Annotated in this window: 13 protein-coding genes; all 13 read left to right on the forward strand. The window is 74.0% G+C overall.

Annotated features, from left to right (window positions below):
- Window positions 1-73 precede the first annotated feature (73 nt).
- The 13 genes from pyrR (at window position 74) to metK (ending at window position 14,202) form a co-directional block, all read left to right on the forward strand.
- Window positions 74-670, forward strand: a complete 597-nt coding sequence (gene pyrR / locus AB3388_RS12380) for a bifunctional pyr operon transcriptional regulator/uracil phosphoribosyltransferase PyrR (RefSeq protein WP_495411070.1) — start codon at window positions 74-76, stop codon at window positions 668-670.
- Window positions 667-1,587 (forward strand): aspartate carbamoyltransferase catalytic subunit, encoded by a 921-nt coding sequence (locus tag AB3388_RS12385; protein WP_495411071.1) that lies wholly within the window; start codon window positions 667-669, stop codon window positions 1,585-1,587. The genes pyrR and AB3388_RS12385 overlap by 4 nt, the downstream gene beginning before the upstream one ends.
- Window positions 1,584-2,870 carry a dihydroorotase gene (locus AB3388_RS12390; RefSeq protein ID WP_495411072.1) on the forward strand — a complete coding sequence of 429 codons (1,287 nt, stop codon included), beginning with the start codon at window positions 1,584-1,586 and terminating at the stop codon, window positions 2,868-2,870. The genes AB3388_RS12385 and AB3388_RS12390 overlap by 4 nt, the downstream gene beginning before the upstream one ends.
- Complete coding sequence (carA, locus tag AB3388_RS12395; protein WP_495411073.1) at window positions 2,867-3,970, forward strand: glutamine-hydrolyzing carbamoyl-phosphate synthase small subunit; 1,104 nt, start codon at window positions 2,867-2,869, stop codon at window positions 3,968-3,970. Before AB3388_RS12390 ends, carA begins: the two co-directional genes overlap by 4 nt.
- Window positions 3,970-7,266, forward strand: coding sequence for a carbamoyl-phosphate synthase large subunit (gene carB, locus AB3388_RS12400; RefSeq protein WP_495411074.1), 3,297 nt, complete (start codon window positions 3,970-3,972; stop codon window positions 7,264-7,266). The genes carA and carB overlap by 1 nt, the downstream gene beginning before the upstream one ends.
- Entirely contained in the window at window positions 7,263-8,162 is a 900-nt protein-coding gene (locus AB3388_RS12405; RefSeq protein ID WP_495411075.1) for an iron-sulfur cluster-binding protein, read from the forward strand. Before carB ends, AB3388_RS12405 begins: the two co-directional genes overlap by 4 nt.
- The gene (locus tag AB3388_RS12410) at window positions 8,159-9,085 is read left to right on the forward strand and encodes a dihydroorotate dehydrogenase (RefSeq protein ID WP_495411076.1); all 927 of its coding nucleotides are present in this window, start codon (window positions 8,159-8,161) and stop codon (window positions 9,083-9,085) included. The genes AB3388_RS12405 and AB3388_RS12410 overlap by 4 nt, the downstream gene beginning before the upstream one ends.
- Window positions 9,082-9,975 (forward strand): orotidine-5'-phosphate decarboxylase, encoded by an 894-nt coding sequence (gene pyrF / locus AB3388_RS12415; RefSeq protein WP_495411077.1) that lies wholly within the window; start codon window positions 9,082-9,084, stop codon window positions 9,973-9,975. Before AB3388_RS12410 ends, pyrF begins: the two co-directional genes overlap by 4 nt.
- A 352-nt stretch (window positions 9,976-10,327) precedes the next feature.
- Complete coding sequence (gene mihF / locus AB3388_RS12420) at window positions 10,328-10,657, forward strand: integration host factor, actinobacterial type (RefSeq protein WP_495411078.1); 330 nt, start codon at window positions 10,328-10,330, stop codon at window positions 10,655-10,657.
- Between the two features lie 37 nt (window positions 10,658-10,694).
- Window positions 10,695-11,303, forward strand: coding sequence for a guanylate kinase (gmk, locus tag AB3388_RS12425; RefSeq protein ID WP_495411079.1), 609 nt, complete (start codon window positions 10,695-10,697; stop codon window positions 11,301-11,303).
- A 15-nt stretch (window positions 11,304-11,318) separates the two neighbouring features.
- A complete protein-coding gene (rpoZ, locus tag AB3388_RS12430) occupies window positions 11,319-11,582 on the forward strand; it encodes a DNA-directed RNA polymerase subunit omega (RefSeq protein WP_179720069.1) in 264 nt (87 codons plus the stop codon).
- A 68-nt stretch (window positions 11,583-11,650) separates the two neighbouring features.
- Window positions 11,651-12,901 (forward strand): bifunctional phosphopantothenoylcysteine decarboxylase/phosphopantothenate--cysteine ligase CoaBC, encoded by a 1,251-nt coding sequence (gene coaBC / locus AB3388_RS12435; RefSeq protein ID WP_495411080.1) that lies wholly within the window; start codon window positions 11,651-11,653, stop codon window positions 12,899-12,901.
- A gap of 77 nt (window positions 12,902-12,978) precedes the next feature.
- Window positions 12,979-14,202: a methionine adenosyltransferase gene (metK, locus tag AB3388_RS12440; protein WP_495411081.1), complete on the forward strand. Its 1,224-nt coding sequence runs from the start codon at window positions 12,979-12,981 to the stop codon at window positions 14,200-14,202.
- Window positions 14,203-14,218 lie beyond the last annotated feature (16 nt).

Consider the following 14,218-nt stretch of genomic DNA (forward strand, 5'->3'; position numbering starts at 1 on the left):
GGTGCAGTACGGTGGCAGCCGGTCCACCCCACTCCTTTAACGACCCGTCCCGTGAGGCGGGGAAGGAGGCCTGATGGCCGGCTCGTCCCCTGCTGCGCCCAGCAGTTCCGAAGCGCGCAGCCCCGCAGCGCCGGGAGCGCTGCTCTCCGCCACCGACGTCGCCCGCGTGGTCGACCGGATGGCCCACCAGCTGATCGAGAAGGCCGGTGACCACCTCGCCGAGCTGGTGCTCGTCGGCATTCCCACCCGCGGCGCCCCGCTCGCCCGCCGCCTCGCCGCCCGCGTCGAGGCCTTCTGCGGCACCGCGATCGACGTCGGCACCGTCGACATCACCCTCTACCGCGACGACCTGCGGATGCGGGGTGTCCGCGCGCTGGAGCCGACGGTGCTGCCCGACGCCGGTATCGATGGGCGGCTCGTCGTCCTCGTCGACGACGTCCTCTACTCGGGGCGCTCGGTGCGCGCGGCGCTGGACGCGCTGCGCGACCTGGGCCGGCCGCGGGCGGTGCAGCTGGCCGTGCTGGTCGACCGCGGGCACCGCGAGCTGCCGATCCGCGCCGACTACGTGGGCAAGAACGTGCCCACGTCCCGGACCCAGCAGGTCCGGGTGCGCCTCGCCGAGACCGACGGGGCCGACGAGGTCGTGCTGACCGAGGGGGAGACCACGTGAAGCGGCACCTGCTGGAGGCCGGCGACCTGGACCGCGCCGACGCCACCCTGGTCCTCGACACCGCCGCGCAGATCGACTCGGCGCTGGCCGGCCGCGAGGTCAAGAAGCTGCCCACCCTGCGCGGGCGGACGGTGGTCAACCTCTTCTACGAGGACTCCACCCGCACCCGCATCTCCTTCGAGCTGGCGGCCAAGCGGCTGTCGGCCGACGTCATCAACTTCTCGGCCAAGGGCTCGAGCGTCAGCAAGGGCGAGAGCCTCAAGGACACCGCGCTGACCCTGGAGGCGATGGGCAGCGACGCGATCGTCGTGCGGCACAGCGCGAGCGGCGCTCCGCACCGGCTGGCGCACTGGGTCCGCGGGAGCGTGGTCAACGCCGGCGACGGCACCCACGAGCACCCGACGCAGGCGCTGCTCGACGCCTACACGATCCGGCGGCGGCTCGGCCGGCTCGACGGCGTCCGGGTGGCGATCGTCGGCGACGTGCTGCACAGCCGGGTGGCCCGCTCCAACGTCTGGCTGCTCAACACCCTCGGCGCCGAGGTCACGCTGGTCGCGCCGCCCACGCTGCTGCCGGTGGGCGTGGGCAGCTGGCCGGTGACGGTCAGCTACGACATCGACGCCGTCCTGCCCAAGGCCGACGTGGTGATGATGCTGCGCGTCCAGGCCGAGCGGATGAACGCCTCGTTCTTCCCCAGCGCCCGCGAGTACAGCCGCCGTTACGGCCTCGACGCCGTCCGGATGGCCACGCTCGCCGACGACGCGATCGTCATGCACCCGGGCCCGATGAACCGGGGTATGGAGATCGCCGCCGAGGTCGCCGACTCGGTCCGCTCGACGATCGTCGAGCAGGTCGGCAACGGCGTCAGCGTCCGCATGGCCGTTCTGTACCTGCTGCTCGGGGGAGCTCCTTCGTGACCACGCTGCTCAAGGGGGCCCGCCTCTACGGCGAGGACCCCGCCGACGTCCTGCTCAAGGACGGGAAGATCGCCTCGATCGGCGAGCACCTGTCGGTGCCGTCGGCCGAGGTGGTCGACGCCGCCGGGCTGATCGCGCTGCCCGGCCTGGTGGACCTGCACACCCACCTGCGCGAGCCCGGTCGCGAGGACACCGAGACGGTCGAGACCGGCAGCCGTGCCGCCGCGCTCGGCGGGTTCACCGCGGTGCACGCCATGGCCAACACCGACCCGGTCGCCGACACCGCCGGCGTCGTCGAGCAGGTGTGGCGCCTGGGCCAGGAGGCCGGGCTGGTCGACGTCGTCCCGGTCGGCGCGGTCACCGTGGGCCTCGGCGGCGAGCGGCTGGCCGAGCTCGGCGCGATGGCCGACTCGGCGGCGCGGGTGCGGGTGTTCTCCGACGACGGCAAGTGCGTCGCCGACCCGGCCCTGATGCGCCGCGCGCTGGAGTACGTCAAGGCCCTGGACGGCGTCGTCGCGCAGCACGCCGAGGAGCCGCGGCTGACCCTCGGCGCGCAGATGAACGAGGGCGACCGCTCGGCGCGGCTCGGCCTGGGCGGCTGGCCGGCCGCGGCCGAGGAGTCGATCATCGCCCGCGACGTGCTGCTCGCCGGCCACGTGGGCGCCCGGCTGCACGTCTGCCACGTCTCCACGGCCGGCTCGGTGGAGATCCTGCGTTGGGCCAAGGGCCGCGGCGTCCAGGTGACCGCCGAGGTGACCCCGCACCACCTGCTGCTCACCGACGAGTGCGTCGAGGGCTACGACCCGGTGTTCAAGGTCAACCCGCCGCTGCGCACCGACGAGGACGTGGAGGCGCTGCGGGCCGGGCTGGCCGACGGGACGATCGACGCCGTCGCCACCGACCACGCCCCGCACGCGGTGGAGGACAAGGAGTGCGAGTGGGCGCAGGCCCGGCCCGGGATGCTCGGGCTGGAGCAGGCGCTCTCCGTCGTCGTCGCGACCATGGTCGAGACCGGCCTGCTCGACTGGCGGGGCGTCGCCGACCGCATGTCCGCGCGCCCGGCCGCGATCGGCCGGCTCACCGGCCACGGCCGCCCGCTCGCCCCTGGCGAGCCGGCCAACCTGCTGCTGCTCGATCCCGCGCACCGGGCCCCGGTGGACCCGGCCGCGCTGGCCAGCCGCAGCCGCAACAGCCCCTACGCCGGCCGGGAGCTGCCCGGCCGGGTGGTCGCCACGTTCCTGCGGGGCACGGCGACCGTTCTGGACGGAAAGGCAGTTCGTTGAGTGAGGCAGTGCTCGTCCTGGAGGACGGGCGGACGTTCCGGGGCGAGGCCTACGGCGCGGTCGGGACGACGGTCGGCGAGGCCGTGTTCGCCACCGGGATGACCGGCTACCAGGAGACGCTGACCGACCCCAGCTACGCCCGCCAGATCGTCGTGATGACCGCGCCGCACATCGGCAACACCGGCGTCAACGACGAGGACGACGAGAGCCGCCGCATCTGGGTGGCCGGCTTCGTCGTCCGCGACCCGGCCCGGCGCCCGGCCAACTGGCGGGCCACCGGCTCGCTGGACGACGAGCTGGCCGGGCAGGGCGTCGTCGGCATCAGCGGCATCGACACCCGCGCGCTCACCCGGCACCTGCGCGAGCGCGGGGCGATGCGCGCCGGCATCTCCAGCGAGGTGGGCGCCGAGGAGCTGCTGGCCCGCGTGCAGGCGGCCGAGAGCATGGTCGGCGCCGACCTCGCGCCGACGGTGAGCACCGGCGAGCGCTACGTCGTCCCGGCGGTGGGGGAGAAGCGGTACACGATCGCCGCGCTCGACCTCGGCATCAAGACCGCCACCCCACGGCACCTGGCCGAGCTCGGCGTCGAGACCCACGTGCTGCCGGCGACCGCGACCGCCGAGGAGCTGCTCGAGGCGGGTCCGGACGGCGTCTTCCTCTCCAACGGCCCCGGCGACCCGGCCGCCGCCGACTGGGCGGTCGACGCGGTCAAGGGCGTGCTCGACGCCCGCCGCCCGCTGTTCGGCATCTGCTTCGGCAACCAGATCCTCGGCCGGGCCCTCGGCCTGGGCACCTACAAGCTGCGCTTCGGCCACCGCGGCCTCAACCAGCCGGTGCTCGACCGGGTCAGCGGCACGGTGCGGGTGACCAGTCACAACCACGGCTTCGCCGTCGACGCGCCGCTCGACCGGCCGACCGACACCCCCTACGGGCGCGTCGAGGTCAGCCACGTGGGCCTCAACGACGACGTCGTCGAGGGACTGCGCTGCCTCGACGTCCCGGCGTTCAGCGTGCAGTTCCACCCGGAGTCGGCGGCCGGCCCGCACGACGCCGCCCCGCTGTTCCAGCGCTTCGTCGACCTCATGGGGGAGAAGAACTAGTGCCCAAGCGGGACGACATCCACCACGTCCTCGTGATCGGCTCCGGGCCGATCGTCATCGGCCAGGCCAGCGAGTTCGACTACTCCGGCACCCAGGCCTGCCGGGTGCTCAAGAGCGAGGGGCTTCGGGTCAGCCTGGTCAACAGCAACCCGGCGACGATCATGACCGACCCCGAGGTCGCCGACGCCACCTACGTGGAGCCGCTCACCCCGGAGTTCGTCGAGCGGGTCATCGCCAAGGAGCGCCCCGACGCGCTGCTGGCCACCCTCGGCGGGCAGACGGCGCTCAACATCGCGATCGGCCTGTACGAGAACGGCGTGCTGGAGAAGTACGGCGTGCACCTCATCGGGGCCGACGTCGACGCGATCAACCGCGGCGAGGACCGGCAGATGTTCAAGGACATCGTCCGGTCGGTCGGCGCCGACGCGCCCCGCTCGACGGTCTGCGGGTCGGTCGAGGAGGCGCTGGAGACGGCCGCCGAGGTCGGCTACCCGGTCGTGATCCGGCCGAGCTTCACCATGGGCGGGCTCGGCTCGGGCATCGCCACCGACGAGCCGATGCTGCGCCGCATGGCCGGCCACGGGCTGGCCGACTCCCCGGTGCACACCGTGCTCATCGAGGAGTCGGTGCTCGGCTGGAAGGAGTTCGAGCTCGAGCTCATGCGCGACCGCAGCGACAACGTGGTCGTCATCTGCTCGATCGAGAACATCGACGCGATGGGCGTGCACACCGGCGACTCGGTGACCGTCGCCCCGGCGATGACCCTCACCGACCGCGAGTACCAGCGGATGCGCGACGTCGGCATCGACGTGCTGCGCGCGGTCGGCGTCGACACCGGCGGCTGCAACATCCAGTTCGCCGTCCACCCGGAGACCGGCCGGCTGGTCGTCATCGAGATGAACCCCCGCGTCTCGCGGTCCAGCGCCCTCGCGTCCAAGGCGACCGGCTTCCCGATCGCCAAGATCGCCGCGAAGCTGGCGATCGGCTACACGCTCGACGAGATCCCCAACGACATCACCGGCGTCACCCCGGCCTCCTTCGAGCCGGCGCTGGACTACGTCGTCGTGAAGATCCCGCGGTTCGCCTTCGAGAAGTTCCCCGGCGCCGACCCGCGGCTGACCACGACGATGAAGAGCGTCGGCGAGGTCATGGCGCTGGGCCGCAACTTCCCCGAGGCGCTCGGCAAGGCGATGCGCTCCACCGAGACGTCGGTGGCCGGCTTCTGGACCGGCCCGGACGACGGCTCGACCGCCGAGGAGCTGCTGGAGGCCCTGCGGACGCCGGTCGACGGCCGGCTCTACCTCGCCCAGCGGGCGCTGGCCGCCGGCGCGACCGTCGAGCAGGTGGCCGCCGCCTCCGGCTACGACGCCTGGTTCGTCGACCAGATCGCGCTGGTGGACGAGATCGGCGAGGAGATCCGCGACGCGCCGGCGCTGACCGCCGCGCTGCTGAGGAGGGCCAAGCGGCACGGCCTGTCCGACCGGCAGATCGCCGCGCTGCGCCCCGAGCTGGCGGGGGAGGACGGCGTCCGGCGGCTGCGCTGGCGGCTCGGCGTCCGTCCGGTCTACAAGACCGTCGACACCTGCGCCGCCGAGTTCGCCGCCCGCACGCCCTACCACTACTCCTCCTACGACGAGGAGACCGAGGTCGAGCCGCGGGAGAAGCCCGCCGTCCTGATCCTGGGGAGCGGACCGAACCGGATCGGCCAGGGCATCGAGTTCGACTACTCCTGCGTGCACGCGGTGATGGCGCTGCAGGACGCCGGCTACGAGGCGGTGATGGTCAACTGCAACCCGGAGACCGTCTCCACCGACTACGACACCGCCGACCGGCTGTACTTCGAGCCGCTGACCTTCGAGGACGTCCTCGAGGTGGTCGAGGCCGAGCGCGCCGCCGGCCCGGTCGCCGGGGTCATCTGCACCCTCGGCGGGCAGACACCGCTGGGCCTGGCGCAGCGGCTCAAGGACGCCGGGGTACCCGTGCTCGGCACCGCGCCCGAGGCGATCGACCACGCCGAGGACCGCGGCGCGTTCTCCCGGGTGCTGCACGACACCGGCCTGCTCGCGCCGAAGCACGGCACCGCGACGGCCTTCCCCGAGGCGAAGGAGATCGCCGCCGAGATCGGCTACCCGGTGCTCGTGCGGCCCTCGTACGTGCTCGGCGGCCGCGGCATGGAGATCGTCTACGACGACGCCACGCTCGAGGCCTACATCGCCAAGGCCACCGACGTCAGCCCGGAGCACCCGGTGCTGGTCGACCGGTTCCTGGAGGACGCCGTCGAGATCGACGTCGACGTCCTCTACGACGGCACCGAGCTCTACCTCGGCGGCGTCATGGAGCACATCGAGGAGGCCGGCATCCACTCCGGCGACTCGGCGTGCGCGCTGCCGCCGATCACGCTGGGGCAGGCCGACCTGATCCGCATCCGGACGGCGTCGGAGAAGCTGGCCGCGCGGATCGGCGTCCGCGGGCTGATGAACGTGCAGTACGCGCTCAAGGACGACATCCTCTACGTCCTCGAGGCCAACCCGCGGGCGTCGCGGACCGTGCCGTTCGTGTCCAAGGCGACGGCGGTGCAGCTGGCCAAGGCCGCCGCCCGCATCGCCCTCGGCGAGTCGATCGTCGACCTGCGCGCGGCCGGCGTCCTGCCGGCCACCGGTGACGGCGCCGACCTGCCCGAGGACATGCCGATCGCGGTCAAGGAGGCGGTGCTGCCCTTCCACCGGTTCCGCACCGTCGAGGGGCACAACGTCGACACCGTGCTCGGCCCGGAGATGAAGTCCACCGGCGAGGTCATGGGCCTCGACGCCGGCTTCGGGACGGCGTTCGCCAAGTCGCAGGCCGCCGCGTACGGGTCGCTGCCCACCGAGGGGACGGTGTTCGTCTCGCTGGCCAACCGCGACAAGCGCTCGGCGATCTTCCCGGTCAAGCGGCTGGCCGACCTCGGGTTCACCGTGCTGGCCACCTCCGGGACCGCCCAGGTGCTGCGCCGCAACGGCGTGGCCTGCGAGGTGGTCGGCAAGTACAGCGAGGGGCCGGGCAACATCGTCGAGCGGATCCTCGCCGGGGACGTCGACCTGGTCATGAACACCCCGTTCGGGGCGCCGGGCAACAGCGGGCCGCGGCTGGACGGCTACGAGATCCGCACCGCCGCGGTGTCCGCCGGCATCCCGTGCATCACCACGGTGCAGGGCCTGGCCGCCGCGGTGCAGGGCGTCGAGGCGCTGCGCACCGGGGGCCTCGGGGTGCGCAGCCTGCAGGAGGTCCACGCCTCCCTCGACGGGCGCCGTTCGTGAGGGGCCAAAATGGCCATTTTGGCCCTCTGCTGACGACGCCGGCCGCGCCGGCGGGCAACCGGCCGGTGCAGCGGGAGGTCGAGGTCGTCGGGCGGCGCCCGGTCGCGGCGTACGTGGAGCTGACGCTCGACGCGCCGGAGATCGCCGCCGTCGCCGAGCCCGGGCAGTTCGTCGCCTTCGCCGTCGGCGGCCCGCTGTCGGCGGCACTCCTGCGCCGCTCGATCGCGATCGCCGGCGCCGGCGACGGCCGGGTGACCGTGGTGGTCGCCGCGCACGGGGCCGGGTCGACCTGGCTGGCCGGGCTGCGGCCCGGCGACCGGGTGGACGTCGTCGGCCCGCTGGGCCGCCCGTTCCCGTTGCCGGCGCCGGGCACTCCCGCGCTGCTGGTCGGCGGCGGGTACGGCGCCGCGGCGCTGGTGCCGCTCGCCGCCGCGCTGGCCGAGCGCGGCTCGCCGGTCACCGCGGTCGCCGGCGCCGCCTCGGCCGACCGGCTGTGCTCGATCGAGGAGCTCACCGGCCGGTGCGGCCGGGTCGAGGTCACCACGGACGACGGCAGCGCCGGGCGGCAGGGGCTGGTCACGCTCGCCGTCGACGAGCTGATCGGCGACGCCGGCGTCGTCTACGCCTGCGGGCCGATGCCGATGCTGCGCGCCGTCGCCGAGGCGGCGAGCGCAGCGCGGCTGCCCTCCTACGTGGCGGTGGAAGAGGCCATGGCCTGCGGCATCGGCGTCTGCATGACCTGCGTGCTGCCGGTGGTGGGCGCCGACGGGCGGACGCGGTTCTCCCGCTCCTGCACCGAGGGGCCGGTGTTCGGCGGTGACCGGGTGCGCTTCGCCGACGTCGGCACGCTGACCGCGGACGTTCTTGGCGCGGATGCGATGGGGGTGACCGCGTGAGCACGGTGGACATGACCACCTCCCTCGGCAAGGCCGAGATCCCGAGCCCGGTGCTCACCGCCTCCGGCTGCTCGTCGTTCGGCCGCGAGCTGGAGCCGTTCGTCGACCTCGCCGCGATCGGCGCCGTGGTCACCAAGTCGGTGCAGCTGCGTCCCCGCTCGGGCCGGCCGACGCCGCGCATGGCCGAGACCCCGAGCGGCATGCTCAACTCGATCGGCCTGCAGGGCCCCGGCATCGACGGCCTGCTCGCCGAGGAGCTGCCCTGGCTGGCCGAGCGCGGCGCGCGCGCCTTCGTCTCGATCGCCGGCACCCGCGTCGAGGACTTCGCCGAGCTGGCCGAGCGGCTGCGCGGCGTCCCCGGCGTCCTCGGGCTCGAGGTCAACATCAGCTGCCCGAACGTGGAGAGCCGCGGCGAGGTCTTCGCCTGCGACCCGGTCGCCGCGTCCGACGTCGTCCGCGCGGTGCGGGAGGCGGCCGACCCCGCGCAGCCGGTCTACGCCAAGCTCAGCCCCGACGTCACCGACATCGTGGCGGTCGCGCGGTCGGTCGCCGAGGCCGGCGCCGACGGCCTGTCGATGATCAACACCCTGCTCGGCCTGGTCATCGACCCCGACACGATGAAGCCGGTCCTCGGCGGGGTGACCGGCGGGCTGTCGGGCCCGGCGATCCGCCCGGTGGCGCTGCGCTGCGTCTGGCAGGTCCACCAGGCCCTGCCCGGCGTGCCGATCCTCGGCATGGGCGGCATCCGCAGCGGCCTGGACGCCCTGCAGTTCGTGCTCGCCGGCGCGAGCGCGGTCTCCGTCGGGACGGCGGTCTTCAACGACCCCACCGCGGTGGCCCGGGTGCACGCCGAGCTGGCGGCCGCCCTGGCCGCCCGCGGGTTCGCCTCGCTGGCCGACGCGGTCGGGTACGCGCACCGATGACCGCACCCTTCGGGGAGCGGCTCGCCGCCGCTGTCGCCGCGCGTGGCCCCCTGTGCGTCGGCATCGACCCGCACGTGCCGCTGCTGGAGAAGTGGGGCCTGCCCGACAGCCCGGAGGGCCTGGCCCGCTTCACCGACGCCGTCGTCGACGCGCTCGCCGGCACCGTCGCGGTCCTGAAGCCGCAGCTGGCGTTCTACGAGCGGCACGGCTCCCGCGGGGTCGCCGTCCTCGAGGAGGCCGTCGCCCGGGCGCGGGCCGCCGGGGCGCTGGTGCTGCTCGACGCCAAGCGCGGCGACATCGGCTCGACGATGGACGCCTACGCCGACTACCTGCGGCCCGAGCACCCGCTCGCCGTGGACGCGATGACGGTCAGCCCGTTCCTCGGCCCCGGCTCGCTGCAGCCCGCCGTCGACACCGCCCGGCTCTGCGGGGGCGGGCTGTTCGTGCTCGCCCGCACCTCCAACCCGGACGCCGGCACGCTGCAGCACGCCGTGGTGGGCGGGCCGCCCGGCCGGGAGAGGAGCGTCGCCCAGGTCGTGGTCGACACCGTGCGCGGCTGGAACACCCCGGGCTGGGTCGTCGGCGACCCGCTGCCGGACGTGGCGGCCGCGCGGGACGTCGCGAGCCGGTTCGGCCCGGGGACGGGGTCCTTCGGGCTGGTCGTGGGCGCCACGCTGCCGGAGATGGACGTCGACCTCGACGGCCTCGGCGGGCCGATCCTGGCGCCCGGGCTGGGCGCCCAGGGCGGCTCGGTCGCCGACCTGCGCCGGCTGTTCGGCACCGATCGCGCCGTCGTCCCCACGGTGTCGCGGGACGTGCTCGCCGCCGGGCCGGACGCCGCCGCGCTGCGGGCCGCCGCCGACCGCTGGACCGCCGCGCTCGCCGGCTGAGGCGGCAACGCGGGACGAAAGGCCCTGCTCAGAGGCGTTTGCCCCGTCACCGCGGCGTCACGCCCCGGCGTGTCGCGTCCGGCGTGTCCGAGACTTTTCGGCGGCGTTACGCGCGGAACGCGTGCGGACGGAACCGCGCTGACCAGGGATCATCACCCACGGTCACGAGCGGGCCCAACAGTGGGTGAACGCAACCACACCGGATCTCGACGATCCTCGCCGGGGGGCGCGTGACCAGCGCATATGCCGGGAACTAGTTTGGCCGCCGGGCTCGCATCACGGGCCCGGAACCGAAGCACCACCCGACCCGCCGGGTCCAGACCGCCGGCGACGACACGATTGGGTCGCAACCATGCCTCTTCCCTCCCTGACCCCAGAGCAACGTGCGGCCGCACTCGAGAAGGCAGCTGCGGCTCGCAAGGCCCGCGCCGAGCTCCGCGAGCGGCTCAAGAGCAAGGGCGCGACCGTCGGTGACGTCCTCAAGCAGGGCGAGACCGACGAGGTGATCGGCAAGATGCGGGTCTCCGCGGTCCTCGAGTCCCTGCCCGGTGTGGGCAAGGCGCGCGCCGCGAAGATCATGGAACGCCTGGAGATCTCGCCCACACGCCGGGTCCGGGGGCTCGGCGCCAACCAGCGCAAGGCGCTGGAGCAGGAGTTCAGCGGGGAGAAGGTCGCCCCCTGACGCAGGGCGCGGACGGGCACCACGCGAGGATGGACGAGTGGGAGATGGCACCTCGGCACGGCTGACCGTGCTCTCCGGCCCCTCGGGGGTCGGCAAGGGCACCGTGATCGCGGAGGTCCGGCGGCGGCACCCCGAGGTGTGGGTGTCGGTGTCGGCCACCACCCGGGCCCGCCGGCCCGGCGAGGTCGACGGGGTGCACTACCACTTCGTGGACGGCGCGGAGTTCGACCGCCTGATCGCCGAGGACGGCCTGCTCGAGTGGGCCGAGTACGCAGGCAACCGGTACGGCACACCGGCCGCCCCGGTCCGCGAGCGGCTCGCGGCCGGGGCGCCGGCTCTGCTGGAGATCGAGCTGCAGGGCGCGCGCCAGGTGCGGGCGCGCGAACCCGAGGCGCAGCTGGTGTTCCTCGCCCCGCCGTCGTGGTCGGCGCTGGTCAGCCGGCTGGCCGGTCGGGGGTCGGAGCCGGCCGCGGTCCAGGAGCGCCGGCTGGCCATCGCGCAGGCCGAGCTGGACGCCGCCGGCGAGTTCGACGTGGTGGTGGTCAACGACGACGTGGCCCGGGCCGCGGACGAGTTGGTAAGCTTGCTGACTGCGCCGTCGTCCCCACGCTTGAGCCAGGGCACCGGCGCTCCTGTCACCGACTGAGGAGCCTGCCCGCACGTGTCCGGAGTCGCACCCCATCCCGAGGGCATCACCAACCCGCCGATCGACGAGCTGCTCGAGCGCACCAGCAGCAAGTACGGCCTGGTGATCTTCGCCGCCAAGCGCGCGCGGCAGATCAACGCCTACTACAGCCAGCTCTCCGAGGGCCTGCTCGAGTACGTCGGCCCGCTGGTCGACACCGCCCCGCAGGAGAAGCCCCTCTCGATCGCGCTGCGCGAGATCAACGAGGGCCTGCTCACCCACACCGCCGGAGAGAACTGAACCCGGCACCCACAAGTGATGACGACGCACCCGGCACCCCGTGCCGGGTGCGTTCTCGTATGGGGAGGATGGACGCCGTGAGTCGCATCGTGCTCGGCGTCAGCGGGGGAGTGGCCGCGTACAAGGCCGCCCTGCTGCTGCGCCTGTTCACCGAGGCCGGGCACGACGTCCGCGTCGTCCCGACGCCAGGGGCCCTGCACTTCGTCGGCGCGGCCACGTTCGAGGCGTTGTCCGGCAACCCGGTCACCACCGACGTCTGGTCCGACGTCCCCGAGGTGGCCCACGTGCGGATCGGGCAGAGCGCCGACCTCGTCGTCGTCGCGCCCGCCACCGCCGACCTGCTCGCCCGCGCCGCCGCCGGCCGGGCCGACGACCTGCTCACCGCCACGCTGCTCACCGTGTCCTGCCCGGTGGTGTTCGCCCCCGCGATGCACACCGAGATGTGGCTGCACCCGGCGACGCAGGACAACGTCGCCACCCTCCGCCGCCGCGGCGCCGTCGTCCTGCCCCCGGCCGTCGGCCGGCTGACCGGACCGGACTCCGGCCCCGGGCGGCTGCCCGAGCCGGCCGACATCGCCGCCCTCGCGCTGCTCGTGCTGGAGCACGGCGCGGACGCCCTCGCCCCGGACCTGGCCGGCCGGCGGGTCGTCGTCAGCGCCGGCGGCACCCGCGAGCCGCTGGACCCGGTGCGCTACCTGGGCAACCGCTCCTCGGGCAAGCAGGGCTGGGCGCTGGCCCGGGTCGCCGCGGCGCGCGGCGCCGACGTCGTCCTGGTCGCGGCCAACGTCGACCTGCCGGCCCCGTTCGGGGTTCGCGTCGTCCCGGTGGGGACGGCGGAGGAGCTGCGGGCCGCGATGCTCGCCGAGGCTGGGACGGGTGGGGGGGAACCAGCCGACGCCGTCGTCATGACCGCCGCGGTCGCCGACTTCCGGCCCGGGAACGTCGCGGCCACGAAGCTGAAGAAGGGCAGCGCCGCCGAGCCGAGCGCGGTGCCGCTGGTGCGCAACCCCGACGTCCTGGCCGAGCTCGTGACGAAACGCGCGCCGGGTCAGCTGGTGGTCGGGTTCGCGGCCGAGACCGGCGACGACGAGGGCGACGTGCTCGCCCATGGGCGGGCGAAGCTGGCCCGCAAGGGTTGCGACCTGCTCGTGGTCAACGACGTCTCGGCCGGGCAGGCGTTCGGCCGGCCCGACAACGCGGCGGTCGTGCTGGCCGCGGACGGCAGCGCGACCGAGATCCCCCGCGGCAGCAAGGACGCCGTCGCCGCGGGCATCTGGGCCGCCGTCGCCCCCCGCTGGCCGCGCCCCGCCGAACGCTGAGCGTCGATCCGTCCCGCAACGCCGGTAACGTTGCGGGAACGGTCGCCCGACCCACCCGCCGATCCAGGGAGAACCGAGTGCCACGCCGTCTCTTCACGTCCGAGTCGGTGACCGAGGGCCACCCGGACAAGATCGCCGACCAGATCAGCGACGCCATCCTCGACGCGATGCTGGAGCAGGACCCGCGCAGCCGGGTGGCGGTCGAGACGCTGATCACCACCGGCCAGGTGCACATCGCCGGCGAGGTCACCACCGGCGGCTACGTCGAGATCGCCGAGATCGTGCGGCAGACGATCCTCGGCATCGGCTACGACTCCTCCCGGAAGGGCTTCGACGGGGCGTCGTGCGGGGTGAGCATCTCGATCGGCTCCCAGTCGCCCGACATCGCCCAGGGCGTCGACACCGCGTACGAGGCCCGCAGCGGGGGCGAGGACGCCGGGCTGTCGGCCGAGGAGGTCGAGATCGACCAGATCGCCCGGCAGGGCGCGGGCGACCAGGGGCTGATGTTCGGCTACGCCACCGACGAGACCCCGGAGCTCATGCCGCTGCCGATCGCGCTGGCGCACCGGCTCTCGCGCCGGCTCTCCGCGGTGCGCAAGGACGGCTCGGTGCCCTATCTGCGCCCCGACGGCAAGACCCAGGTCACCGTCGTCTACGAGGACGACCGCCCGGTCGCGGTCGACACGGTGGTCGTGTCCTCGCAGCACGCCGAGGACATCTCCATCGAGCAGCTGCTCGCCCCCGACGTCCAGGAGCTGGTCGTCGAGCCCGAGCTGAAGGCGCTCGGCCTGCCCACCGCCGGCTACCGGCTGCTGGTCAATCCGACCGGCAAGTTCGTCATCGGCGGCCCGATGGGCGACGCCGGCCTCACCGGCCGCAAGATCATCGTGGACACCTACGGCGGCATGGCCCGGCACGGCGGCGGCGCCTTCTCGGGCAAGGACCCGTCGAAGGTGGACCGCTCCGGCGCCTACGCGATGCGCTGGGTGGCCAAGAACGTGGTCGCCGCCGGGCTGGCCCGCCGCTGTGAGGTGCAGGTGGCCTACGCCATCGGCGCCGCGCACCCGGTCGGCCTGTTCGTCGAGACCTTCGGCACCGGCGCGGTGGCCGACGACGTGCTGGAGAAGGCGGTCAGCTCGGTGTTCGACCTGCGCCCCGGCGCGATCGTGCGCGACCTGGACCTGCTGCGGCCGATCTACCGGCCGACCGCCGCCTACGGGCACTTCGGCCGCACCGACATCGAGCTGCCGTGGGAGCGGGTCGACCGCGTCGAGGCGCTGCGCTCCGCCGTCGGGGTCTGAAGGGGGCCGTTCCAGT

It is taken from the genome of Geodermatophilus sp. SMS 5-13 (assembly GCF_059428245.1).